Source organism: Vibrio sp. ZOR0018, from assembly GCF_963865925.1.
Lineage (GTDB): Bacteria > Pseudomonadota > Gammaproteobacteria > Enterobacterales > Vibrionaceae > Vibrio > Vibrio anguillarum.
In genome coordinates, this window is sequence record NZ_CAWMCN010000121.1 from 211,924 (window position 1) to 237,195 (window position 25,272).

Here is a 25,272-nt window from a genome sequence, read left to right on the forward strand (position 1 = left end):
AGGTTATGATCCAATAAGGCGCTCATTGAGCGCCTTATTTTTATACTTCATGTTCATACTTCTGTATCGGCTTGGTGCTAAACCCACTTCGAGATGAACTTAATCATCACTTCAACAATTGCGGTTTGTCGACACAGCCATGATTCTCATCAGCAAGCATTAATAGCTCTTCGATATAGACACGGTTATTGCGGATTTTACCTAAAAATGCGATGTAGTTATCCAATGATGCTAAACGACTGACCACAAAACTGGGCAGCGTTTGGTTAAATTCCATCTGCGTGTATTCATGACCCGTGCAGGTTTCAAACACTTCGCCATCCCACACCCCTTGAATCAGTTCTAACCCTTGGTTGTCTTTATTTTTGGTTTCTGAGATCAGGTATTGTGCTTGTTGCAGGTAATGGGAAAGCTGTTCTTCATCGAGTGGCAGTATTTTTCCATCGACACGGTATTGTTGATAAATGGCCTCGCCAGCGTCATTAAAACGTAAGTGAACCGAATAAGGTACGAGCGATTTCTTTTGTAGCTGCTCACCTTCGCGCTTGAGCTCTCTTAATGTCCCTTCATCCCAGCGATAATTGGTTTTATACCAACCATAATCACCTGATGCGACATAATCAGCGGCGCTGTTTGGAGAGGCCGAACGCTCGATATACCAATAAAAACTGGTGGCATCACCCATGGTTTGCCCACTGGTATAATTGGAATATTGTTCGAGACTAGGCGTATGGCTAGAGGAGGAGCATCCCACTAAGACGAGGGGAAATAGAATGGATAAAAGAATTTTTTTCATGGGAGAAATCTACGCCGAGAGAGTATCTCGGCGTAGTATAAATTATTTCACTGAATCTTTCAGTGCTTTACCGGCTACAAATGCTGGAACGTTAGCTGCTGCGATTTGAATCTCAGCACCTGTTTTAGGGTTACGGCCAGTACGCGCTGCACGGTGGTTTACTTTGAATGTACCAAAACCAATTAGTTGAACTTGGTCACCCTCTTTGAGAGCGCCTTCAACTGCGCCTAAAGTCGCCTCAAGAGCAGCTTTTGCTTGTGCTTTAGATAAGTCTGCTTTTTCAGCGATAAAGTCGATTAATTGGGTCTTGTTCATTAGGTTTCCCTTCTCATGTGTTATCGAATTGACCTCACTCTAAAACATAAAGCCCCCGTCTGGCAAAGGTTTGTCGCTGATCTTTTGTCTCTATGCCGCACTTTTAACCACAATATGAGCAATAACTCACAATTTGTTACTGATTGACAAAGAATATCCGCTTGTTTTTGACGCTGTAAGCCCTTATTTATAGCGTACTTATGCTTGGATACCTGATATTTCAGGTCACTTAAGCGACCTAATATATCAGTGCAATCCTACGCAGGTAGAGCCTCCAATGACCGACATTGGCATGGAGCAAGCTCAACGCAGTATTGATTTGGTATAGATTAAAACTAAGGAACAATCATGTTTTTGCTTACGGTTTATATTGCCGTTGCCATCGGTGTCTCTTTTATCTGTTCGGTTCTTGAAGCTGTGCTACTGAGCATCACACCAAGTTACCTTGCTCAGTTGCGCCAAAATGCTCACCCTTCAGCTGATAAATTAAGCAAGCTCAAAGCGGACATTGACCGTCCCTTGGCATCGATTCTCACGCTCAACACCATTGCTCACACCATCGGTGCCGCCAGCGCAGGCGCACAAGCGGCGGTCGTATTTGGTAGCGAATGGCTCGGCGTATTTTCTGCGGTGCTAACTCTAGGCATTTTGGTGTTGTCGGAAATCGTACCGAAAACCATTGGCGCAACCTATTGGCGTCAACTTGCGCCAGCTTCTGCGGTAGTTTTACGCTGGATGGTGTGGGCGCTGACACCTTTTGTCTGGTTTTCAGAGCAGATCACCAAACGCTTAGCGCGTCACCATGAAGCACCCAAAATGCGTGATGAACTCTCCGCGATGGCCATGCTGGCCAATGAAAGCGGTGAGTTTGCCGATGGCGAATCAAAAATACTCAATAACTTGTTGGCTATCCAACACGTCCCAGTGACTCAAGTGATGACACCGCGCCCGGTTTTGTTTCGCGCCAGCGCGCAACTCACTATCGACGAGTTTCTCGTGCAACATAGAGATACGCCCTTTTCGCGTCCGCTTATTTATGGCGAAAGCAAAGAGGACATCATCGGTTTTGTGCATCGCTTAGAGCTATTTAAACTGCAACAAAAGGGCCAAGGCAGTAAACGTTTAGAAGAAGTCATGAGGCCGCTTCATGCGCTGCTCAACAAAATGAGCTTATTAAAGGCGTTTGATCAAATGATGCAAAAACGGCTGCAACTGGCGTTAATCGTTGATGAATACGGCACAGTACAAGGCATTCTGACCTTAGAGGATATTTTTGAATACCTACTGGGTGAAGAGATCATTGATGAAGCAGATAAAACCACCGACATGCAGCAGCTTGCTTACCAGCGCTGGGAACGTTGGAAGAAAACACACGGCGTCATTGAAAACAGGGATGAGGAATAGAAAATAAAGGAAATAGAATGGAATCTAATCCTAAATCGACAAAAATGCGGCGTAGAACATTGCGTACTAACGCTACAGCATCAGAACAAAGTGTGTGTGGGCAAAGTTACGATGCCAACAACTAGGCACTAAATTTCGCCGTCAGTTTGGTATTGGTCCTTATATCGTGGATTTTTATGCGCCAAGTCATCGGCTGGTGATTGAAATCGATGGTGACTCTCATTTCAGCGAGTCTTCTTATATCTACGACCAAGCAAAAACTGATTATCTAGAGCAATTTGGCATTCGTGTTTTACGGTATACAAACGAGGAAGTACGAATACAGCTTGATGATGTTGTTGAGGATATTTGTCGCTACTTAAACACCCCACTCTAACCCTCCCCTCAAAGGGGAGGGAATTTAAAAGCGATCACTGTAATCAGCACCTTTCGGCACCGAAACGAACGCTTTTATCAATCCTTTTTCAGGAAGACGAACGCGCTTTTGCCCATCCACCTTCAAGGGAGACGAGAGCGCTTTTAGTCCCTCCCCCTTCTAGGGGGAGGTTAGGAGGGGGTGTACTACAAACTCACACCAATGTTGCTCACGCCTTCGTCGCGTAGCTCTTGGCGTAGGTCTTTAATCAAATCAATATCTCGCTCTACGGCTTCACGCAGAGGGCGGAAAATAGCCCACTGTACATCCCATTCAGCGCAGACCGCTTCATTTTGTTTTTGATTGTCGTTGGTGATCTCTTCGCCCGTTTGCGCTTCTTCTAACTGCGCCACTGTCAGCACCGACACCTGACTGATTTTTTGCATGTTTTCATACAGATAATCGCGATCAAGCAGGCCGTGAAGTAGGTGAGACAAAGCCACACACGCATCAATTGCTGGGTACACAGCGTAAACATCAAAATCTTCTGAGCTTGGAATGATCTCTTCCAACTTCTCCAATTGGTTCTCGAAATTGATTTTGGCACTTTTTACCGTGAGCAATTCCCAAACACTGTCGAGAATATCTCGATATACTCGCGTGTGAGCAAATTCAGTATTGTCGCAAAACATGGCATAGTTCGGGTACATACGTTCACACAAACACGCCATAAAAGTAATTTGTTGCCAAGGTTCAAATTTCTCAAGACGAACCTGCAGAGGGTTTTGTAGCATAATCACTCAATCGCAGCAGAAAAAGACAGCGGAAGTGTACTTGATAACCAACAGGGAAAAAAGCAAAGCCGATGAACAATTTCACTCATAAACTCTATATTCTGACCGAACACAACGATATTTATCGACAAGCGATTGAACAGGCACAGTTGAGCGGCTTAACCATCACTGACGATCGCAGCGAAGCAACCATTTTGCTGGCCGCACCACCACTGGCGGCAAAGTATTTGGACGATTTTCCGCAACTGGAATGGTTGCACTCGGAATATGCAGGCGTCGACACCTTAATGTCGCCACAACTTCGTCAAGATTATGAGCTCACCAACGTTAAAGGCATCTTCGGCCAGCAAATTGCTGAATACGTTCTGGGCAACCTGATTGCACACTTTCGCCACTTTGCTTGCTACGCGCAGCAACAAGCGGCTAAACAGTGGCAGACCCACCCTTATCAATCGATCAATGATAAAACCATGGTGATCCTCGGCACAGGCTCGATTGGCAGCCATTTAGCAAAAGTAGCCAAAGCCTTTGGTTTGCACGTGATTGGCGTCAACCGCACTGGCATCCCAGCTAAAAACGGGGGTTTTGATAAAACCTATCACATTAACGAGCTTGCTACTGCCCTCGCCCATGCGGAGGTTGTGGTCAGTACGTTACCCAACACGCCGCACACCAAAGGCTTGCTCAATCAAAGTACGTTGAGCCATTGCCACAATGCATTACTGTTTAATGTCGGGCGCGGTAAAAACCTTGTTGAGAGTGATTTGATTGCACTGATTGAAGAGGGGCACATTCAACACGCCTACCTCGATGTATTTGAAAAAGAGCCATTAAGCGAAGATCACCCGTTCTGGACGCACCCTGCCATTAGCCTTACCCCGCACATCGCAGCAGTGAGTTTTCCTGAGCAAGTGGTTGAGATTTTCACCCGTAATTACGGCTTGTGGCAAGACGGGTTCCAACTTGAAAACAGAATTGATTTTGAAAAAGGCTATTAGGTCAAATAGCGGTTAATAATCGGCACTAAGCCTAGGGAAACCTTAACTCAATGTTACTATAGACACGCAAACCACTTGCCATTGCTGTCGAGAATACACTGCCGCATCGAACACGGGTTAATGCGGTAAAACAGGAACGGTATCGCCTAATGACACAAGGAGCAAATCATGCCTTCAGCCATCACTTCGTGGCTACAATCACTGAACATTAATTTAGAACAACTGCTGCCGATTGCTGAAGCACTTGGGCTTATCGCGCTTATTTCTATCGTTATCCATTTAGTGTTGCACCGAGGGGTGAGCCTATGGCTACAGAGGCGCACAACCAACGCACAAGTTTTACAAAACATTCTGTTTAGCAAAAAGCTTTTCAGCCGCTTTGCCTTGTTAATTCAAGGGATTGTCATTTCAATTCAAACTCAGTTATGGCTTAGCCACGCCAGTGCGACTTACGAACTGCTGCATACATTGACCTTACTGTGGATTATTCTCTTTGGCCTATTAAGCAGTTACGCTCTGCTCAATGTGGTAGAAACGTTACTTTATCGCAGTGCAACCAGCCGTAACATTCCGCTCAAAGGCATTATTCAAAGCATCAAAATCATCGCATTTGTTATCGCCGCACTGTTTGCGACGTCAATTTTAATTGGCAAATCACCAGTGCTACTGCTGAGCGGTTTAGGTGCGATGACGGCGGTCATCATGCTGGTATTTAAAGACCCGATTTTAGGGTTAGTGGCGGGGATTCAGCTTTCAGCGAACCAAATGCTAAGCGTCGGTGACTGGCTCGAAATGCCCAAATATGGCGCAGACGGTAACGTCATCGACATTAGCCTGACCACAGTCAAAGTGCAAAACTGGGATAAAACCATCACCACTATTCCGACTTATGCCTTGATCTCTGATTCGTTTAAAAACTGGAAAGGGATGCAAGAATCAGGCGGCCGACGCATTAAACGCAGCGTATTAATTGATGCCAACAGCATTCACTTTCTGACGCCAGAAGAGCAAAGCTACCTACGCAAAGCACAACTTTTAGAGCCCTACTTGGCCGAAAAAGAACAAGAGCTCAACGCCTATAATCAGATGAGCCAACTCGATTTAGCCTGCCGCATCAATGGCCGCCGCTTAACCAACATTGGCAGTTTTCGTGCCTATCTAGAACGTTACTTGCGTAACCATCCCCAAATTCACCAAGGCATGACATTAATGGTGCGCCAACTGGCCCCCACGCACGATGGCGTCGCGCTGGAGATCTATTGTTTCACCAATACGGTCGTGTGGGTCGAGTATGAAGGTATTCAGTCCGATATTTTTGACCACATTTACTCCGTACTGCCCGACTTCGGCCTACGCGTTTCTCAAGCGCCAACTGGCAGTGACTTTCAAGCACTCGCAAGGTAAACATGACATTGCCTGAGTTTCCTCCCCCTAATGGGGGAGGTTTAATCGTAAAGTGATCGAGAAGGGTTACAGTTTAAAGCGGTTAATTTCTTGTTGAAGCTCTTTAGATAAGCTAGAAAGCAATTCAGCTTGTTGGGAAGCTTCTTGCGCTTCTTTTGCCAGTTCATCAGAGACGTCGCGTATACCTTGGGTATTACGCGTAATTTCCTCTGTGACTGACGCCTGTTCTTCTGCGGCGGTTGCAATTTGGGTTGCCATATCGCTGATCGTGCCGACCGCTTCACCAATTTTCACTAAGCTTTGCGCGGCCACGTTAGCATCTTCCACGCTACTTTCGGAAAGCTTGCTACTCTCAGTCATGATGTTCACGGCCTGAGTCGTGGTTTTCTGCAACGTTTCAATCGTCTGTTGAATCTCTTGCGTCGAACTGTGCGTTCGTTGGCTGAGTACCCGAACTTCATCCGCTACCACCGCGAATCCACGCCCTTGCTCACCCGCCCTTGCCGCTTCAATCGCCGCATTCAGTGCCAGTAAGTTGGTTTGCTCAGCAATGCCCTGAATCGCTGACAAGATCGTATTGATGTTTTGTGCATGCTGGTTCAAGTTCTCAATGACTTCTTTGGCTACCGTCATCTCTTTCGACAACTCACTGATCGACTGTTGAGTATTTTTCACCTGCTCAACGCCGTGGTTAGAAATTTTCACCGTATCCAAAGACGTGGCCGCTGTATTATCTGCATTGCCTGCAATCTCTTGCGTTGCGGCCGCCATTTCGTTAATCGCAGTGGCCACCATGTTGATTTCATCTTGTTGCACCATAATGCGTCGGGTACGTTCATGGGCTTGCGCTGCGGTGTTTTCTGCTTGCAGTGTTAACCCTTGCGACACTTCATGGAAGCGCTTGATCATGCCGTGCATATTACCGACAAACTGATTAAAGTTATTCGCCAGTGCGCCTACTTCATCTTGATAACGTGGTTCAATGCGCTGCGTAAGGTCAGCATCACCGTCTGCAATTTCCGCCAATGCTTGGGAGACTCGGCCCAAGTCACGCAGTAAGAAGCCAACCAATGCCGAAAACACGATCACGACCAAAATTGTAATGGCGACTGATATCGAGGTTAATTGCATAAAGAGAGCGCCAATATTGGTGTACTCCACCTCTTTATCGAGCTCAATGCCGAGCACCCAGTCAGTCTCAGGAACGGCGGTAAAGAATAATAATTTTTCGACATCACCAACCATCACGGTTTGTATTTTGTTCTCTGATTGAGCGGTCGATGACTTGCTGCGTTAGGTTAGGGCTATAAGAAGCCAGCGGTTTGAGAATCAAATCTTTATTACGGTGTGCAACAATTAACCCTGTATCACGGTTGATCAACATAGCGTTTGATTTTGCCCCTGCATCAATCGCAATGACATCCTTCACCAATTGATCAATTAACACATCAGCACCAATAACGCCCCAAAACTGTCCGTTTTTCTTAATCGGTTCAGCGAGCGTTACCATCAAAGCGCCCGTGATCGCATCAGCATAGGCGGCAGTTAATATCGTGCCGGAGCTATTTTTCGCTTCTTGATACCATCCTCTTGTCCGAGGATCATAGCTTGCATTGTCTGCACCTCGAGACGGAATAGAACGGTGCATGGTGCCTTGCTCAGTGCCGAAATAGAGTAAATCAAACTGTGCGCCTTGCTGAGCTTGCTGTAAAAAAGGCAGTGAATCTTCCTTCATCGTGTGAGGGATCACCGCGCTAATAACTTTGCTACGAACATCCAACCATTGGGTAATCGAACTCGTTGCCGATTTCGAGATACCATACACCCTTTCCTTGATGCCACTCTCCGTTTCATCTTTCAATAAATTTGCCGACAGTAACGTCAACACCACCGCCATCACAATAACAACAAGCAAACTTGTCATTATCAACTTACCTTTTAACGATAGATTCACAACTCACCCCCGTTGGTGAAATAGATTAGGTTTTGTTTGTAAGAATCGCCCACTACACATGTTCACTTTGCACTCATACTGCGTCGTAATTAACCGACAAAAAGTCCAAGCCACAGTCTAAGCCACAAAGCGTTATCGTTTAGTTGCTAATGGATACAAATCTTTTACACCTATTAAAAGTAAGTTACTGCTATTAACAATGCAATTAACACGGCAAAACATTGCGCTCAATCTATCACCTCATAACCTAAACTGCGCAACGTAGCAGCAAAAGCCTGCTTTGTGGTGGGCTCTCCATGAACATTTTCGTCACGTAAGGCTTACAATAACTTTACTCAGGTAATTTTCATCCATTGCACACTTCATCCGTTTACGTTTGAAACCACCTTTAAATAAGGTTCAGTCTTTAACATGCTCAAACACATCTGCCGAATCCTAGCAAAACTAGCAAAAGTCGTTTACTGAAGTGTTCAGTCTAATTGATTAAGATCGGATTTTACTCACCTAACCCAGCATACAAAACTATCAGTACAGATCAGCATTCTGAGTAGAACTTTTGTATAATTAGAAGTGTTGGCTTGAGTTAGTATCCCATTAAGATCAGCAATTAATCATTTCATTAAGAGTTTTCTCTTTATATACAGCATTGTTGATCAAATCAAGCTCGATGCAGAGCTAGCTCTAATTGGCCGCATGTTAAGCAATAGCTTTTATTTCCGGCATACTGAATCTTATGACTTTGTTTATTGCTTTGGCACTGGCAAAGACTTGACCATTTTGTAACTACAGAGTATCAGCGTGCTATTGGTTAGCCCTTTGTATTTCAACATGACGGTTTCTGAGAGCGATCCAAAATAATACCCAGAATCAATTTTCCATTGAGCTAGGTTATTCGTTTTCAATGCCAATACCGCATCGTTTCTTGAATGATGATATTCCCAATATCCTGAACTTTCCTAGGTGGAATGAGAGGAGAGCTCCCTTTACCCTGTAAGACGTTATGGCATTTTTTGTATCGTAAACTCCATTATCTGACTCTTTTTAAATTTTTTTCCGGAGTGGATAAAGTAATGTCGGAAGCTCTTCACTATCTCTAACACTCACTAAACTGACTCCAGCACTGATGACTTTATACGTACAAACATCAACGGCCAAATGGAGCTTGCGTCATTTCTCCCTAGTTATCACTGCCATGCTTTCGGACTTTCCATTCCCTTTCACCGGACACTTTCAAATCGGTGGAATAGTCTAACAAGCCCTTTTGATAGAGCGCGACATCTCACGCCAACTGCCCTAGCACGTTGACTGATAGAGGTGTAATCGGGTGATGTACGTGACGTACTCATAATCTTGAAAATGGAATTGACCAAACCACCAAGAAGACGCGATGGCTGAGACAAAATCACTTTAATCATCAAGGCAGTTTAATTTCAGTAGTGCTACACGTATGTTGCAACTCATGGTCCCCCATCTCATAATATTCGGTACATCTCAAAGCATTGATAGCAGAGCCATCAATCCAAAATGTAATTCGTTGCTCAAATGCCTTATCATACTGATTCCAGTTTGTGATTTTGTTCTTCGGTTTGCCCATGACTGACACCTGAAACATCTGTGATAGATAATTTGATCACTGAATAGCAAAAGAGTCCACTGATTTAATCAACAACACATCTGTATCCCCATGCTCATTGAAGATGCTTGATTTTCAATGAAATCAGAATCATGCTACGCACCATGAAAATCATACTGACTCCTCAACAAAAGCAACAACTAGAACAAATACACGGTTATACTCGTGATAACCGTGTATACGATCGCATCAAAGCGGTCCTACTTACTTCCGAAGGCTGGAATCAGAGCATGATTTCTCAAGCACTTTGTATCCATGAATCAACGGTCGCTCTTCATCTCACTAATTATGTTCTCTCTAAAAAAATCAAGCCTGACAATGGTGGCAGTCAAAGCCGACTTCCTGCCTCTCAAACCAGACAACTTATCGAGCATTTGACTGAAAAAACCTATTTTCATACCCATCAAATCGTCACTGATACCCAGGCTGAATGGGTGGGGAACGACAGCGCTTCTGGCATGAATAAATGGTTACATCACCATAGGTTTTCGTGCAAAAAGCCCAAAGGCGTACCACACCCATTCAAACCTAAAGAGCAGCAAGCCTTTATCGACAATGTTTTTAAGTCTAGCAAAGCGCCTGTTCTCCTCGTGGATGCAGTTCATTCAACTCAGACCACAAAGCTAAGCTATGGATGGATACGTAAAGGCCAAGATAAGCTCATCGAAACAACAGGCAGTCGCACTCGTTTGAATATTATTGGCGCATTGCAGTTGGAAGAGATTAGCAAGGCTGTCACCGAAGCCTATGACACAATAAATAGCGAAAGTATTGCTAGCTTCTTTGGGAAGGTCATGAATGAGCATGTGAGGAACAATGTTTACTTTTCATCAAGCAAAGCGTTTACCGCTTCTATTAAGCATTTTTTCAATGTAACGTTGCCCGAATTCAGGCTCACTAGTATCCAGAATTACGGACAATTTTCAGGTCATTAAACCTGCATTTTCAAGTTGATTGGATATAGATAACGGTGAATATTTGAGATTCATGAATAAGAAAAAGAGGTTGAGTGGATTATGTATATGATTATCTGGGTGGTAACTCTTTTTATGTTAACCATTGTGGGACTGATTCGTTTTCAAAAGTATCCCAGTAGAGTGTTTGGATGTACTGTATTAGTTATGTTTTGTACAACAGTGGTTTCTGCGGATGATCTTGTAACTAGTTTTTCTAATAAAGGTGTTTTAACATTAGTATTATTGATGGTTTGTTCATTAGCATTAGAGAAAACCCGCATTTTGCGCTACGTAGCTAAATTAATCATCAGGCCTAATTACAACATAACTTGGTTTAGGCTGTTTAGCATTACTGCCCTTTCTTCTGCGTTGCTCAATAATACAGCGATCGTATCTGCTTTAATGTCTTCTATTCGTAATAACCCTTATCATCCTGCTAGCAAGTTGCTTCTACCATTATCTTATGCCGCGATTTTAGGAGGCACACTGACGTTAGTTGGCACATCAACTAATCTGATCGTAAATAGCTTAGTCATTGATGCCGGTTTTCCTCCTATTAGTTTCTTCGATTTTACGTTTGTCGGTTTTGCCTTGGTATCATTCTGTGGATGCGCCTTATATATTTCACGAAATTCTTTACCGAGCAATGAAAATGAATTAAATAGTGTAAATTTTAGTACTTATATGATTGATTCGAAAGTTCAAGAGCACTCGCCGATGATTGGTCATACAATTGAGAAAAATGGCCTAAGACACTTAGAATCACTCTTTCTTGCTGAGATTATTCGGGGTCAACGAGTGATAAGTCCTGTGACGCCTAATGAAGTGATAGAAAAAGATGATCGCCTTATTTTTACTGGAGATATCACTAAAGTTATGCAGTTACAGCAGTTTAGTGGATTGGCTTTATTTGCAGATGGCCAAGGATTACCCATCAATAATTTGACAGAGATACTCATCCGTTCTGGAAGTATCTTAGTAGGGCAGACACTGAAAACAGTTGGGTTTAGGGCATTATTTAACGCTGCAGTTGTGGCGATAAAACGTGACGGTAAACCGTTATTAGGCAAGCTGGGTACGATTAAACTTGAAGCGGGTGATTTTTTAGTTCTGGCTGTCGGTGATGATTTTCATTGCCGTAAAAATTTGCATAAAAATTTTATAATACTCAGTGGCGTTGAACCTGAAGATAAGTTAATCGATAATAAAGAGTTGTTGGTAGGTTTGGGCTTTATTGCTGCTATTGCTGTCTCCGCAGTCGGGTTTATCCCTTTATTTAGTAGCTTGTTTGTGCTTTTAGGTTTATTGATTTTAACGGGATGTTTGTCTCAGGCAGAAATCATCCGCCGTTTACCTATAGATATCTGGTTGATTGTTGGATCTGCATTATGTTTGTCTCAAGCATTGACCAATAGTGGGGCAATTGATTTGTTCGATGGATTTGTAAAACATTATCTCAGTGGATTATCTGCATTTTGGGCTTTAGCTGTCATTTATTTTTTGACATGGTGTTTAACTGAGTTAGTTACGAATAATGCCGCAGCTGCGCTAATGTTACCCATTGGTCTTGCGACGGCCTCTAGCTTAGAGGCAAACCCAATGGCATTTATAATGGTGGTCGCTTTTGCTTCGAGTGCTAGCTTTTTAAGCCCTTATGGTTATCAAACTAATTTGATGGTTTATAATGTGGGGCAATATACAATTCAGGATTTTTTACGACAAGGACGGTTAGTCTGTATCACCTATGCTTTCGTTTCCATCACTGGTGTGGCTGCCCTTTTTGGCGTGTAAATTGGTTGTCATCTATCCGTTTTATTTAGGGTAGATTGTTACTAAGGATCTGGATTACCTTTAACTGTCCATAAAAATGCGAAACGGTTAGTGCCTCTGAGTTATGCGTGTCTACGTAGGGCGGTAGCGTGGCTAAAGTTAAAAAAAAATAGCTAGAGTACGCAAATCGCATAAACATTCTTCAGTTTAAACGTGCAATAAAATTGAGTGCTAAAGATCTACATGATGCGATGCCAGGGTCCGCGCATGTTATTGGCGCACTTTCTCTTCGATTTTCGGAATAAAGTTTTAAGAAATAGGTTGAACTAGCGATCTAGGCGTGATCTTATACTGTTTATTGCAAAGCAGGATTTGGTCAATTATGCCGAGGTCACTGGGGTATAAAGAGTATGCACTGGATGAATAAAGATGAGAGCAAAATCGTGTACGCTCACGCGTCGGAAAATCTCTCACGAATAAGACAGATGTGTATGAACTTTATTAAGTTAGTCGAGATGAAAGGCACTTTGAAAAGACGGCAGTTAAAATGCGCATTGAACACGGAGTTCCGTGAGCGAGTTTTGTTTGGTGATTAACATTTCGTTAACTCATGCGCGAGCCCTGGCGTTTAAGAAGGAAGAAGAAGTTGAGGCGCTTGATCCGAGAAGCTAGAGCGGTTTAACGGCCTGCTAGAATCGATCTGTTCTAATTCATTTATTTTGATAACTTAAATTAGGTTCGACAATGTCCAAGAAAAAAGTTCTCACCGTTTTTGGCACTCGTCCTGAAGCGATTAAAATGGCACCGCTAGTTCACGCATTGGCGGCGGATGAGCGTTTTGAAGCCAAAGTCTGCGTCACCGCTCAGCATCGTGAAATGCTGGATCAAGTATTAGATCTGTTCGAAATTACGCCGGACTATGATCTAAACCTGATGAAAGCTAGTCAAACGCTCAATGAAGTCACCGCGCGAATTCTATTAGAGTTAAAACCTGTTTTGCAGGAATTTAAACCCGATGTTGTTCTCGTTCACGGGGATACCGCAACAACATTTGCAGCCAGTTTAGCCGCGTATTATGAGCAAATTGCTGTCGGCCATGTTGAAGCTGGCCTTCGTACTGGTAACATTTACTCGCCATGGCCAGAAGAGGCGAACCGTAAACTCACCGGCGCGTTAACTAATTATCACTTTGCACCAACAGAAGCCTCGAAGCAAAATTTGTTGCAAGAAAACTACGCTGCGGAGAACATTTTCGTCACTGGCAATACCGTAATTGATGCTCTGTTAACGGTAAAAAAGAAAATTGAGCAAGATGCCGATCTAAAAGCAGCCTTAGCGGCGCAGTTCTCTTACTTAGATGAAAATAAAAAGTTAATTTTGGTCACAGGTCATCGCCGTGAAAGTTTTGGTGAGGGCTTTGAGCGTATTTGTCAGGCACTCGCGCAAACAGCTCAGCAGCACCCTGAGGTGCAAATTCTCTACCCTATGCACTTAAACCCTAATGTGCGTGAACCTGTTAATCGCATTCTAGGTAGTGTGGATAATGTACTATTGATTGAGCCACAGCAGTATTTGCCGTTTATCTATTTAATGGATCGCGCACACATTATTCTGACTGATTCCGGTGGTATTCAAGAAGAAGCACCTTCGCTTGGAAAACCCGTATTGGTCATGCGTGATACAACAGAGCGACCTGAAGCTGTTGAGGCAGGTACAGTAAAACTCGTTGGAACGGATGTTGGAAAAATTGTATCAGAACTGTCCGTTCTACTAACTAATGAAGGAGAGTATAAAAAAATGAGCGTTGCACATAACCCATACGGAGACGGCATGGCATGTACTAAAATCTGTAATTCCCTACTATAAGAATTGTCGTAGTGGTTAAACATAGCGCTTTAATTCCCAGTGCTCTTAGCACTGGTGTGAAAACGGTTAGTAACATTGGTATTTTTGTTTTAATCGGTCATTTCTACGACAATGTATTATTTTCCCAATATATATATATGGTAACACTGGCTACTTTTCTCGCCTTTGTTACCGATTTTGGTTATGCAACGAAAATAATCGTCGATTTTACAGCAAAACCCATTTCTGTAGCGCTGAAAAACTCATTTTATACTCGTTTTTTAGTACTCGCGGTTATTTTGGCTTTAGTTAGCATTGTTTTTATTGGGTTTTATTTTAGCTGGTTGTTTTTATTTTTATTTTTAAATGTTGTTTTTTCCTACTGGTTGGAATCCTTTTCATTCAAACTTCGATTTGAAGGTAAGTACTGGAGCGAGTTTATATATTCCAGTTGGGTGAATTTTCTGCCATTTATTTGTCTAATTTATTTTATTTATACTAAAGCAAATCTAGAATGGATATTTATGATGCTTAGTGCATTCAAGCTTATAACATTCATTTTTTTCTATTCAAGAGTGAAAGTTACAGAGCACAATGAGGTGTCAATAAAATCTGAAATCAATGATTGCTTTAAATTTTTTTTGGATTCAGTGACTCTCAATGCCCAGCCTTTGTTGCAGGTGTACTTGGCTAAAATTTTTTTAGACCCGCCTGCATTTGTTGTTTTTGGATATGCGCAAAAAATAATTCAAGCATTCAACACATTATTTTCAGCATTGAACAATGTGTTCTATCCAAAATTGGCGAGAAACTTAGAGTCTAGAATGGATATTCTGCGAAATTTGAAAAGCTTTGCTATCACAGTAAATAGCTTTCCAATATTATTGTTATTGTTTTTTTTTGTTTTTCAATATGCTATTAGTCCAGTGTTTTTTGTTGACTTGAGCCTATTTTATCAATCTATTTTAACAATACTGCCATATTGTTTGATTGTTGTATTTATCAGGTTTAATAGTGCAATATTAGGTTCATTGTTGACCTTATTCGGCAGACAAAAGTTTCGAGCTACTGCAAATGTAATTGTGCTATTTGTTGAGATTGGGCTACTCAGTCTATTTCTAAAATTGTTTCCGAAAAGTGAAGTTGTAGTTCAAGCACTAATTGCTTCAAGTTTGCTATTACTTGTTGGTTATTTATGGGCAATAAAGAATGACAAAAATATATTTAGTGTTGTTTTTAATACTAAAAAAGCTAAAAGTTAATGAGTTCGAAAGTAGTATTTTAAGACGGTTGTTCTTTAATATTACTGGCACGGAAGTTGGTCTGTATAGTTATGGCTGCTTTGATCTTGTAAGAATTCCCCCGAACACTAGAATAGGTCGATATTGTTCTTTTTCAAGATCTTGTGTTTTCCTCAATGCAAACCATCCGCTAGAGGAAGTTTCATTGCATCCATACTTCTACAATGCTGCTCTTGGCTATGTACAGAAAGACAGAGTAAAAAGAACGCATTTTGATGTGGAGGATGATGTTTGGATTGGTCATAATGCCACTATATTAGCATCCTGTAGTAAAATTGGACGTGGCGCAGTTATCGCGGCAGGTGCTGTGGTTACAAAAGATGTCCCTCCTTACGCAGTGGTGGCAGGTGTACCTGCAAAAATTTTGAAATACCGATTTGACGCCAATAAACAAGCTAAGATTGAAGCTTCTGAGTGGTGGTTAAAAGATAAGTATTCAAACATTAAAAAATTTTTGGGTAAATAAATGAATAAGTTAAAAATTGGCTTTTTATGGCACAATGTGTCTTCTGGTAATTTGGGGGTTGGTGCACTATCAATCAGTAATATGATTCTAATAGATTCAATATGCAATGAATTAGGAATAGATGCCGAATTTGTCACTGTTGGTGATGATGAAGTCTCATGCGAATCAAACAAGCGGTTAGTTGAGGAGCAGATCTTTAGGAAATTCCAGCATAAAGTCATAAGTGTTAAAGCTTTAATAACAAATCCTTTTAAGTTAATTGCTTATGTTAGAGAAATAAGAAAATTAGATTTAGTACTAGATATTGGGGCAGGAGACAGTTTTTCAGATATTTATGGTAGTAAGCGTTTTATAATTCAAGTTTTTACGAAGCTAGTGAATGCATTCTTTGCCAAAAAATCCGTTCTTTCTCCTCAGACGATTGGTCCATTTAAGTCATCTTTAGCTGAAAAAGTGGCATCTATTATTATAAATAAGACAGATTTGGTTTTTGCTAGAGATAGCATTAGTTTTGAAGTTGGAAAAAAATATGGAAATTGCATTTTAGGGACTGATGTTGCACTCTCCATGCCATTTGCAAAAAGTGAAATAAAAAATGAAAGGTTGAAAGTTGGTATTAATATTTCAGGACTTTTATGGAATGGTGGTTATACAAAAAACAACCAATTTGATCTGGCTCATGACTATAGAGAGTATATCGTAGAGCTTATTAGCCGTTTTTCAGGGTTAGATAGTGTTGAAATACACCTGGTTTCTCACGTAATAGCAACATCTCCTATTCAACAAGTGGAAGATGACTACACTGCCTGTTTGGAAGCTAATAAATTGTTTCCTGGGTGCATTGTTGCTCCAAGATTTACAAATCCTATCGAAATAAAAAGCTACATTAGCAACATGAATTATTTTACTGGTGCGCGGATGCATGCGACGATCGCCGCATTTTCAAGTGGTGTACCTGTAACACCGTATGCGTATAGTAGAAAGTTTAAAGGGCTTTTTAACACTCTAGGATACAACAGAGTTTTAGAAGCAAAAGAGTTGAATTTAGAAGAAGCTGTTAATTTTAATATACAACATTTCAATAGTAGATATAATATATTACAAGAATTGAAAAAATCTGAAGAAAATAAAAACACTCTAACTAATAGATATCTATTTGAACTTAAAAATTCCATAAGAAATCTATTATGACAGATGTGAATAAAGTTGTAGACAAAGACTTATGTACAGGTTGTGGGTTATGTGCATCAGTTTTTCATAAAAAAATTGAAATACTAAAACAGGACTATAATCGACCTGTTTATAAAGAACGATTAAATAGTGATGAATTGGATAAATTTAAAAAAATTTGTCCTGGAATTAACCAAAAGTCAATTAAAAGTTCCAATATCCATCCTATTTGGGGACCGATTTTATCCTCACATATTGGGCATTCCAATGATAACGAAATTAGATTTCTTGGCTCATCAGGTGGTATTGTAACTCGAAGTCTTCTCTATGCTTTAGAATCAAAGTTAGCTACTTTAGTCGTACAAATTGCTGCCGATGGATGCAACCCTTTAGAAAACACAGTTAAAATAAGTAGAACTAGAGCCGACTTAATTACTGCGACAGGCTCTCGTTATAGTCCAGCATCTCCTCTCGAAAGCATCATTCAAATCATCGATGAAAACCCAAATGACAAAATTGCTTTTGTTGGTAAGCCATGTGACTGCACGGCATTAAGAAATCTAATGGCAATAGATAGAAGAGTTAAAGATTCGATTTCATTAGTGATTAGTTTCTTTTGTGCGGGTACGCCTAGCCGTAATGGCGTTAGGCAAGTAACAAAAGCATTGGGTATTGATGATTCCAAAAACGTCGATCAGTTCTACTTTAGAGGGCGAGGTTGGCCTGGAAAAACGACTTTGGTACAAGAAGAATTTGCATCTTACATGGAATATTCGAGGTCTTGGGGGGAGTTATTAGGGCCTACTATCCAAAATCGTTGTAAATTCTGTGCGGATAGCACTGGTGAAGTTGCAGATATCGTTAGTGCAGATGTATGGCACTGTGATGATAGGGGATACCCACTATTCACTGAGTCTGATGGGCAAGGACTTATACTCGCAAGATCCAATCTAGGAAATCGGTTAGTAAATGAAATGCTATCGTCAGGTGTTATTTCTGCAGCACATTACGATATCGATGAGCTAGCTAAAGTCCAAATCACCCAATTTGAACGTAAATCAACCCTTTTAGTACGGACTGCCGCTAAATCTTTAGTTAGCTTTACTTTCATTAGGCTAAGAAATCAACGTGCTCTATCAACTTTTAGAGCCGTACCTCTAAGTAAGCAGTTACGAGTATTTGTTAGCTCTTTTCTTCGGGCTATTAAGGGGCGAATGTGATCAATATATTTATTTTGAACTGGAACAGTGCTAATGATATTGATGAGTTATTAAATTCTCTAACGTTCTCTAATAATAAGGCGTTTAGAGTAATATTGATACATAATGGTACCAATGATTGGGATGAACTTGTTGATTTATCAATAAAATATTCTAATGAGTTTGAGATTCATGTAGTTAATAATAATGATAATTTTGGCTATGCAGGTGGTAATAATGCAGGGTTTAACTATCTATCGAACAACGATATTGATGGGGATTTACTAATTCTAAATCCAGATGTTGTCTTAGATAAGACAACTATAGACGAGTTAGTGCTGGCAAAAAACTCTGAAGAGGATGTTGGTTCAGTTATGGTTAGAACTGTTGAGGATGAGAATATAATATATGATTCAATAGTTTTTTCGGGGTTTACTCAGAAGTATTCTATTTATTCAACCAGATCTATTATTTCAACCGACTATTGTGCTGGTTCATGTATATTGATTGATCGCGAAATGGTAGAAAGAGTAGGACTGTTTGATGAAAATTATTTCTTATATTGGGAGGAAGTAGACTTTTCTTTACGAATAATGGAAGAAGGTTATAAGTTGCTTTCTACTACGAAAAGCCAAATTCGCAGAAAGAAGAATAGCACAGAAAGAAGTTCTAATGCATATTATTATTTTATAAGAAATAGTTTCTTGCTAAGGAAAAAGTTCCCATTAAATAGAGGGAATGTTTGTCATTTTTGGTTTATAATAAAAGCAATATTCTCTTCTTTTTATAAAAGTGTAGCTGAGCTCAATTTTAATTATTTAACTAGCTCTGTAAAAGGACTTTTTGATGGTATCAATGAAAATTATGGAAAGAGACCTTAGTTCGATTAGTATGTTTTTTTTGAGTGCTGTTCTCTATGTCTCCAGAATTATTTGGCGGAATAGTTATCAAACTTGCTATATTAGTTATCATATTGTTCAATGTGATTTTATTTAGAATTAGTCGGATGAGGTTTATGACTATCTCATTGATAGCTGTATTTTTAATCTTGCAGTATTGCAGTATTTTTGGGTTGAATTTCGTTCAACTTCCTCCCCTGATTATTCTCCAATTATGTTATGCTCTTATCTTTTATTATTGACAATCATTCCATTTCATAGTTAAAATTATTTCCTTAGTATAAGGTACGGGCTGTTAGTTACTATATCTGCATTCATTGGCTTTACTAGTATACCTCAGACGTTTGCTTCATTAGCATTACTATATCTTTTTTCTTTAACAGGTCATAAAGGTTTCTTTGGTAGGTTGGTTTCTTCTTTTTTTAATACTATTTGAATTAACAGGATAATGTTGTTTGGTTATTTTCCTTTGTTTTTAATAAAGAAAAGAGCATTTCTATTTTTTCCTTTATTGCTGGTTCCATTTTTTCTATGGCTTATCTATTGATGATGGTTTTCTTACTACACAAACACTATCAAGTAGAAATGAAATGTTAATTAATGTAATTAATTAACATTTCATCACTTTCATTATTTTATTTGTTGTTTGGGTCGTTTATTAAGCCAGATTTTTACATACATGAATCAGGCATTTTTTATATAGAGAATGGTTTTGCTTTTATAGTTTATTATTTCGGATTCGTTGGTCTTTTTTTTATATCTTTCTTTTGTTATTGTTTTAGGATGTTTTTTAATGCGTTCTTTTATCCATAAGAAACTTATTGACATCTGAGTGGTTAATTTTTTGTATATGTCTCATTGTTTTTTCCATTCTTCACTCATGAGTTTTTATTTGTCCATTTCTTTTGTTATTAGGTTTTATGTTATTTCAAATATGAAGAAAAACCTTGGTGGTGATATTGTATGAAAGTTCTTTTTGTTACAAGACCTACGGTCTTCTCTGGTCCTGGTGGCGATACTATTCAACTTTTAAAAACGAAAAAATATTTAGAATTGCTTGGCGTCAATGTCGATATTGCTGATACAACAAGTCCCTCTCTTGATGGTTATGACCTGATCCATTTCTTTAATTTGCGAAATCCACAAGATATCTTTTCTACGGTCATTTCAGCTAAGGAAAAGCGTATACCTACCGTCCTATCGACAATATGGGGTAGCTACAATGAATGCGATAGAAAAACTCGAAAAGGACTACAGAAATGGATTTCCAATAATGTGCCAGAATATTTTTTGGAATATCTAAAAACATCGGCGCGTATTATTTTAAATAGAAATTTCCACAAAGGAATGGTTAGGTATTTAACTAAAGGTCATTACAAATCCCAGCGTGAAATTGCTAGCTCAGTAAATATATTACTACCGAATAGCCCTACTGAACTGGAAAGAGTTGTTTCGGATATGAACTTAGACACTTACAAAGGGCTTTGGGTTGCAAATGCGGTCGATATTAATGTTTTTAATATGAACCAAAATTTTACAGGTAAGTATGATCATCTAGAGGGCTGTTTATTAAGTGCCGCTCGAGTCGAGATCCGGAAATGTCAACTTGATCTCATAAAAGCAGTTAAAGGATTACCTTATAAATTAGTGATTGTAGGGAAACCTAGTCCAAATAGTAGAGCTTATTATGATGAGTGTCTCAGTGAAGCAGGGGGTAATGTTATATTTATTAATCACGTCGAACAGGAGGAGCTTGCTGAATTGTATAAGGTTGCTAAAGCACATGCTCTGATTTCTTGGATGGAGACCCCTGGATTATCTTCATTAGAAGCTGCTATGATGGAATGTAACTTATTGGTTACTAACCGTGGTGATACAGAGTTCTACTTTGGAAACTATGCTGATTATTGTGAGCCTGGTGACATAGAATCAATCCGGAGTGGAGTGATCTCTGCGATGGAGAAGGAGTTTGATGCAAAGTTAAAGGAGAAAATTATCTCCAATTTTACTTGGCAGCATACAGCAAGGAAAACACTTGATGGCTATAATTGGGCATTAGATATAATGAGGAAAAATAATTGAAAATATTGGTCACAGGCGGTGCTGGATTTATCGGATCCGCAGTTATTCGCCACATTATTCAAAATACACAAGATAGTGTGATAAATGTTGATAAGTTGACCTATGCGGGGAACTTGGAATCATTACAAGATATTGACAGTAGCGACCGTTATGCTTTCGAACCAGTCGATATCTGTAACCGTTCCGAATTAGATCGTGTGTTTTCTGTGCATCAACCAGATGCGATTATGCACTTGGCCGCGGAATCTCATGTAGACCGTTCTATTGATGGCCCAACTGCGTTTATTGAGACCAATATCATTGGCACTTATACCTTACTTGAAGCTGCGCGCAGTTATTGGAACGCGCTTGAGGGCAATAAAAAATCGGCATTCCGCTTCCATCATATTTCAACCGATGAAGTGTATGGTGATTTGGAAGGTACAGATGACCTCTTTACAGAAGAGACTCCATATTCACCTTCTTCACCTTATTCTGCATCAAAAGCCTCTAGCGACCATTTAGTACGCGCTTGGTTACGTACCTATCGTTTTCCTACCATAGTGACTAATTGCTCTAACAATTATGGACCATACCACTTTCCTGAAAAGCTGATCCCATTAATGATTCTAAACGCTCTGGACGGTAAACCACTTCCTGTCTATGGCGATGGAATGCAAATTCGCGATTGGTTGTTTGTCGAAGATCACGCTCGAGCGTTGTATAAAGTGGTGACAGAAGGCCAAGTAGGTGAAACCTACAACATTGGTGGTCATAACGAAAAAGCTAATATTGAAGTGGTGAACACACTCTGTACACTGCTTGATGAGTTGGTACTGAATAAGCCTACAGGCATTACCCATTACGCAAACCTTATTACTTACGTCAAAGACCGCCCTGGGCATGATGTGCGTTACGCGATTGATGCATCGAAAATAGAACGAGAACTCGGCTGGAAGCCAGAAGAGACGTTTGAATCAGGTATTCGCAAAACCGTTGAATGGTATTTGAATAACCGCGAATGGTGGAGCCGCGTGTTAGATGGTTCATACAGCCGTGAGCGTTTAGGCTCCGGACAATAACAACCAATTACGTTGACGATTTCATGAAACGTATTGTTTTAGTTGGCGGCTAGGTATTAGTCTATTTTCTATTGCTAGTACCGTATAGAAAAAGAAGAGAACTCGATACTGTTTGAGTGATTTGATCAGTCGCCAAACAAATCCACAATCGCTATCGAGTTTCATAATTCTGACATTATCTGACTAGAGGTTGTTGACCCAGAGAAGCGAGAAATGACTAGGTTGAGTAATTACACACCCAATTTTTTAATGCAACTTGTTGTTGCCTAAAAGCATAACTGCATAATTTAGGCACTTAGATTTAGAATCTATCGACTGTTTGCTCGTTTGGTTAGAAGGCAAACTTAGTCTACGAAGAGTTAAAATTCGCTCTTTGGGGACGATGTACACGCAAGAAATAAAGCAGTAAAAGTCTTAAAAAATAGCGTGTTAACTCAATGAAAAATGGATTTATAGTTGCCACGACCGCTCTAAAGTTGAAACAGCCATGTCTCGATACAAAGATTTAACCAGCGATCAATTAAGCTTGAACAATTACAATACTCCAGTCGGAGAAGCACTCGCCAATGTCAAAGGCATGAACAGGATCATAGGACTAGGTATACCTATTCGAAATTAATGGAGACAGGTAGCAGGCAAGATCTACTCTCCGTCTGATTTGACAACAACGCCGTTAAAGAGTGAAACCTCATTTACAGGTGGTATCAAACGTAAACGGATGAAGTGTGTAATAGATGAAAATTACCTAAGGTAAGTTCTTGTAAGCCTACGTGACGGGGATATTCATGCGGTTTCTGTGGTCGGAATATGATGACTAAGATTATGAAAAATTAATTAGTGTAATGGTAAAGAACTTATTAAGATTTTTTTCAGCGAGTTACGACAACTTTCTAATAAAAATTCGAATACACTACTAATATTAGAACAGGAAATATAATAGTGGGAAAAATTGCAGTTATTGGTACAGTTGGGATTCCTGCCTGCTATGGTGGTTTTGAGTCACTTGTTGAAAATTTAACAAAGAATAGCTCTAATAAAATAGAATATACAGTTTTTTGTTCATCTAAAGATTATAACAACAAGTTATCCTTCTATAATAATGCCAAATTAATTTATCTACCATTGAGAGCAAATGGTGTGCAAAGCATCCCTTATGATATCCTATCATTGTTAAAGTGCCTTCGCATTAAACCAGATGTCGTTCTTATACTGGGGGTTTCTGGCTGTGTATTCTTGCCTCTTTTTAAATTATTTTCCCGTAGTAAAGTTGTTACCAACATTGATGGACTTGAATGGAAGCGTAATAAGTGGGGGCAATGTACAAGACAATTTTTAAAATGGTCGGAATCATTAGCGGCTAAGTTTTCTGATGTTGTAATCACGGATAATCAAGCAATAAGTGATTATGTTTTGAAAGAATACGCCGTTAAAAGTCAAACTATTGCTTATGGTGGTGATCATGCGATTCGGCACTTAAGTGCCGACTCAACTCAGGAAATATTTGATCTTGGATTATGTAGAATTGAACCTGAAAATAATGTTGTAATGATTCTAGAGGCTTTCTCTAAATCGAAGAGAAAGCTAAAGTTTGTTGGTAACTGGCAAGCTAGCGAATTTGGACGAATACTAAAAAAACAATATAGTATTCATGATAATATCGAACTATTAGAGCCTATTTATGATCTAGATAGATTATATCAACTAAGAATACAATGTTCCAGATATATCCATGGTCATTCTGCGGGAGGTACCAATCCTTCTCTAGTTGAAATGATGCATTTTGGTATTCCTATCTTTGCTTTTGATTGTAGCTTTAACCGTTACAGTACTGATGATAAAGCACATTATTTCAATAGTATTGAAGAGTTAAGTAGGTTGATGAACTCTACCAATAATGATGAATTGAAAAAAAATGCTCTTGCTATGAAAGATATAGCTCTAAAACGTTATACTTGGAGCAAAATAACAGAAAACTATGAAAGTATTTACTTATCTTTTTCATAAACTCACGGATCAGGAAAAATCATGAACATACTTATTTTAAAATGGTTTTGTAGCGTAAGTAATGGTATGAATGCCCTCCACCGCTAAGATCGATATTCAGCTAAAATCAGTTGATAAAACGATGACAATAAAAGCAAGGTGGAGCTATTTTGCAGGTATCCATTTGGACTTGGACTCTATCACCAGAGATCGGGGGCTCGTATCTTTGGAAATCTTTTTTACGTTGGTAAGTTACAATATGTTTAATAGAAGCTTCTGATAAAATTTTGTAGATCATTTTCGTTGTTTTGTAATAGCTCCTATACCCGTGATCATTGAAGATGCTTAATTTTCCATGAACGTAGGATCATGCTAGACGCCATGAAAATTACACTTACTCCAAAGCAGAAGCAGCAACTCGAAGAGATGCACGACTCAACTCGTGATGGTCGAGTGCGAGACCGTATTAAAGCGCTTTTACTCGCGTCTGAAGGCTGGAGTCAGACGATGATTTCACAAGCTCTTCGTATTCACGAATCGACCGTTGCTCGCCATCTTAGTGATTATGTTCTCTCTGGAAAATTTAAACCTGAGAATGGTGGTAGCCAAAGTCGACTTTCTGTGACTCAGACGATGCAGCTCATTGAGCATTTGACTGAGAAAACCTACTTTCATACCCATCAAATCGTTACTTACGTCAAGACGGAGTTCGGTGTGAGCTACACCGTTTCAGGTATGAACAAGTGGTTACATCACCACAGTTTTTCATACAAAAAGCCCAAAGGCGTACCGCGCAAGCTAAAACCAGAAGAGCAGCAACCATTTATCGAGTATTACAGCGAAGTGCTTAAGTTTAACGATGCACCTGTGCTTTTTATGGATGCCGT

Annotated in this window: 17 protein-coding genes and 6 pseudogenes; 16 read left to right on the forward strand and 7 right to left on the reverse strand. The window is 40.0% G+C overall.

Annotated elements, in window-relative coordinates; genetic code table 11:
• Positions 1 to 106: 106 nt before the first annotated feature.
• Positions 107 to 796 carry a DUF1481 domain-containing protein gene (locus tag AACR75_RS14310; protein ID WP_017046802.1) on the reverse strand — a complete coding sequence of 230 codons (690 nt, stop codon included), beginning with the start codon at positions 794 to 796 and terminating at the stop codon, positions 107 to 109.
• Positions 797 to 838: 42 nt separating this feature from the next.
• The gene (gene hupA, locus AACR75_RS14315; protein ID WP_010320328.1) at positions 839 to 1,111 is read right to left on the reverse strand and encodes a nucleoid-associated protein HU-alpha; all 273 of its coding nucleotides are present in this window, start codon (positions 1,109 to 1,111) and stop codon (positions 839 to 841) included.
• Positions 1,112 to 1,459: 348 nt separating this feature from the next.
• Between hupA and AACR75_RS14320 the strand changes: the two genes are divergently transcribed.
• Both AACR75_RS14320 and AACR75_RS14325 read left to right on the forward strand, forming a co-directional pair.
• Positions 1,460 to 2,515 carry a CNNM domain-containing protein gene (locus AACR75_RS14320; RefSeq protein ID WP_017048893.1) on the forward strand — a complete coding sequence of 352 codons (1,056 nt, stop codon included), beginning with the start codon at positions 1,460 to 1,462 and terminating at the stop codon, positions 2,513 to 2,515.
• Positions 2,516 to 2,532: 17 nt separating this feature from the next.
• Positions 2,533 to 2,891, forward strand: a pseudogene (locus AACR75_RS14325) (endonuclease domain-containing protein).
• Positions 2,892 to 3,076: 185 nt separating this feature from the next.
• Here AACR75_RS14325 and AACR75_RS14330 read toward each other — a convergent pair.
• The gene (locus AACR75_RS14330) at positions 3,077 to 3,664 is read right to left on the reverse strand and encodes a YjaG family protein (RefSeq protein WP_026028258.1); all 588 of its coding nucleotides are present in this window, start codon (positions 3,662 to 3,664) and stop codon (positions 3,077 to 3,079) included.
• 71 nt (positions 3,665 to 3,735) lie between these two features.
• Between AACR75_RS14330 and AACR75_RS14335 the strand changes: the two genes are divergently transcribed.
• Positions 3,736 to 4,662, forward strand: a complete 927-nt coding sequence (locus AACR75_RS14335; RefSeq protein ID WP_047690633.1) for a D-2-hydroxyacid dehydrogenase — start codon at positions 3,736 to 3,738, stop codon at positions 4,660 to 4,662.
• A gap of 168 nt (positions 4,663 to 4,830) precedes the next feature.
• Positions 4,831 to 6,066, forward strand: coding sequence for a mechanosensitive ion channel family protein (locus tag AACR75_RS14340; protein WP_017045418.1), 1,236 nt, complete (start codon positions 4,831 to 4,833; stop codon positions 6,064 to 6,066).
• Positions 6,067 to 6,132: 66 nt separating this feature from the next.
• Here AACR75_RS14340 and AACR75_RS14345 read toward each other — a convergent pair.
• The 3 pseudogenes from AACR75_RS14345 to AACR75_RS14355 all read right to left on the reverse strand — a co-directional run bounded on the left by AACR75_RS14345 (position 6,133) and on the right by AACR75_RS14355 (position 9,614).
• Positions 6,133 to 8,020: pseudogene (locus AACR75_RS14345) on the reverse strand (methyl-accepting chemotaxis protein).
• A 309-nt stretch (positions 8,021 to 8,329) separates the two neighbouring features.
• Positions 8,330 to 8,466: pseudogene (locus AACR75_RS14350) on the reverse strand (ISAs1 family transposase); the annotation flags it as partial.
• A gap of 250 nt (positions 8,467 to 8,716) precedes the next feature.
• Positions 8,717 to 9,614 (reverse strand): annotated as a pseudogene (locus AACR75_RS14355) (IS5 family transposase).
• A 143-nt stretch (positions 9,615 to 9,757) separates the two neighbouring features.
• Here AACR75_RS14355 and AACR75_RS14360 point away from each other — a divergent pair.
• The 11 genes and pseudogenes from AACR75_RS14360 (at position 9,758) to AACR75_RS14410 (ending at position 24,406) form a co-directional block, all read left to right on the forward strand.
• A pseudogene (locus tag AACR75_RS14360) lies at positions 9,758 to 10,607 on the forward strand (IS630 family transposase).
• Between the two features lie 62 nt (positions 10,608 to 10,669).
• Positions 10,670 to 12,400, forward strand: a complete 1,731-nt coding sequence (locus tag AACR75_RS14365) for an SLC13 family permease (protein WP_047690636.1) — start codon at positions 10,670 to 10,672, stop codon at positions 12,398 to 12,400.
• Positions 12,401 to 13,123: 723 nt separating this feature from the next.
• Positions 13,124 to 14,245: a non-hydrolyzing UDP-N-acetylglucosamine 2-epimerase gene (gene wecB, locus AACR75_RS14370; protein WP_047690637.1), complete on the forward strand. Its 1,122-nt coding sequence runs from the start codon at positions 13,124 to 13,126 to the stop codon at positions 14,243 to 14,245.
• 11 nt (positions 14,246 to 14,256) lie between these two features.
• Complete coding sequence (locus AACR75_RS14375; RefSeq protein WP_047690640.1) at positions 14,257 to 15,486, forward strand: lipopolysaccharide biosynthesis protein; 1,230 nt, start codon at positions 14,257 to 14,259, stop codon at positions 15,484 to 15,486.
• Positions 15,434 to 15,991 (forward strand): CatB-related O-acetyltransferase, encoded by a 558-nt coding sequence (locus AACR75_RS14380; protein ID WP_081989819.1) that lies wholly within the window; start codon positions 15,434 to 15,436, stop codon positions 15,989 to 15,991. The genes AACR75_RS14375 and AACR75_RS14380 overlap by 53 nt, the downstream gene beginning before the upstream one ends.
• The gene (locus AACR75_RS14385; RefSeq protein WP_047690642.1) at positions 15,992 to 17,182 is read left to right on the forward strand and encodes a polysaccharide pyruvyl transferase family protein; all 1,191 of its coding nucleotides are present in this window, start codon (positions 15,992 to 15,994) and stop codon (positions 17,180 to 17,182) included.
• Complete coding sequence (locus tag AACR75_RS14390; protein WP_047690645.1) at positions 17,179 to 18,381, forward strand: Coenzyme F420 hydrogenase/dehydrogenase, beta subunit C-terminal domain; 1,203 nt, start codon at positions 17,179 to 17,181, stop codon at positions 18,379 to 18,381. The genes AACR75_RS14385 and AACR75_RS14390 overlap by 4 nt, the downstream gene beginning before the upstream one ends.
• Positions 18,378 to 19,241: a glycosyltransferase family 2 protein gene (locus AACR75_RS14395; protein WP_047690647.1), complete on the forward strand. Its 864-nt coding sequence runs from the start codon at positions 18,378 to 18,380 to the stop codon at positions 19,239 to 19,241. The genes AACR75_RS14390 and AACR75_RS14395 overlap by 4 nt, the downstream gene beginning before the upstream one ends.
• Positions 19,242 to 20,222: 981 nt before the next feature.
• A complete protein-coding gene (locus AACR75_RS14400) occupies positions 20,223 to 21,341 on the forward strand; it encodes a glycosyltransferase family 4 protein (protein ID WP_047690649.1) in 1,119 nt (372 codons plus the stop codon).
• Complete coding sequence (gene rfbB / locus AACR75_RS14405; protein WP_047690652.1) at positions 21,338 to 22,402, forward strand: dTDP-glucose 4,6-dehydratase; 1,065 nt, start codon at positions 21,338 to 21,340, stop codon at positions 22,400 to 22,402. The genes AACR75_RS14400 and rfbB overlap by 4 nt, the downstream gene beginning before the upstream one ends.
• A 939-nt stretch (positions 22,403 to 23,341) precedes the next feature.
• The gene (locus AACR75_RS14410; protein WP_047690655.1) at positions 23,342 to 24,406 is read left to right on the forward strand and encodes a DUF1972 domain-containing protein; all 1,065 of its coding nucleotides are present in this window, start codon (positions 23,342 to 23,344) and stop codon (positions 24,404 to 24,406) included.
• A 139-nt stretch (positions 24,407 to 24,545) separates the two neighbouring features.
• Here the strand turns inward: AACR75_RS14410 and AACR75_RS14415 are convergent.
• Positions 24,546 to 24,674: pseudogene (locus tag AACR75_RS14415) on the reverse strand (IS481 family transposase); the annotation flags it as partial.
• Positions 24,675 to 24,766: 92 nt separating this feature from the next.
• Here AACR75_RS14415 and AACR75_RS14420 point away from each other — a divergent pair.
• Positions 24,767 to 25,272: winged helix-turn-helix domain-containing protein (locus tag AACR75_RS14420; protein ID WP_156117123.1), on the forward strand; the 506-nt coding region annotated here is incomplete at its 3' end.

What these genes read in the sequence shown, in the direction of transcription:
- AACR75_RS14310 (WP_017046802.1), bottom strand. Translation starts at nt 796, where the DNA reads ATGAAAAAAATTCTTTTATCCATTCTATTTCCCCTCGTCTTAGTGGGA.
- hupA (WP_010320328.1), bottom strand. Translation starts at nt 1,111, where the DNA reads ATGAACAAGACCCAATTAATCGACTTTATCGCTGAAAAAGCAGACTTA.
- AACR75_RS14320 (WP_017048893.1), top strand. Translation starts at nt 1,460, where the DNA reads ATGTTTTTGCTTACGGTTTATATTGCCGTTGCCATCGGTGTCTCTTTT.
- AACR75_RS14330 (WP_026028258.1), bottom strand. Translation starts at nt 3,664, where the DNA reads ATGCTACAAAACCCTCTGCAGGTTCGTCTTGAGAAATTTGAACCTTGG.
- AACR75_RS14335 (WP_047690633.1), top strand. Translation starts at nt 3,736, where the DNA reads ATGAACAATTTCACTCATAAACTCTATATTCTGACCGAACACAACGAT.
- AACR75_RS14340 (WP_017045418.1), top strand. Translation starts at nt 4,831, where the DNA reads ATGCCTTCAGCCATCACTTCGTGGCTACAATCACTGAACATTAATTTA.
- AACR75_RS14365 (WP_047690636.1), top strand. Translation starts at nt 10,670, where the DNA reads ATGTATATGATTATCTGGGTGGTAACTCTTTTTATGTTAACCATTGTG.
- wecB (WP_047690637.1), top strand. Translation starts at nt 13,124, where the DNA reads ATGTCCAAGAAAAAAGTTCTCACCGTTTTTGGCACTCGTCCTGAAGCG.
- AACR75_RS14380 (WP_081989819.1), top strand. Translation starts at nt 15,434, where the DNA reads ATGACAAAAATATATTTAGTGTTGTTTTTAATACTAAAAAAGCTAAAA.
- AACR75_RS14385 (WP_047690642.1), top strand. Translation starts at nt 15,992, where the DNA reads ATGAATAAGTTAAAAATTGGCTTTTTATGGCACAATGTGTCTTCTGGT.
- AACR75_RS14390 (WP_047690645.1), top strand. Translation starts at nt 17,179, where the DNA reads ATGACAGATGTGAATAAAGTTGTAGACAAAGACTTATGTACAGGTTGT.
- AACR75_RS14400 (WP_047690649.1), top strand. Translation starts at nt 20,223, where the DNA reads ATGAAAGTTCTTTTTGTTACAAGACCTACGGTCTTCTCTGGTCCTGGT.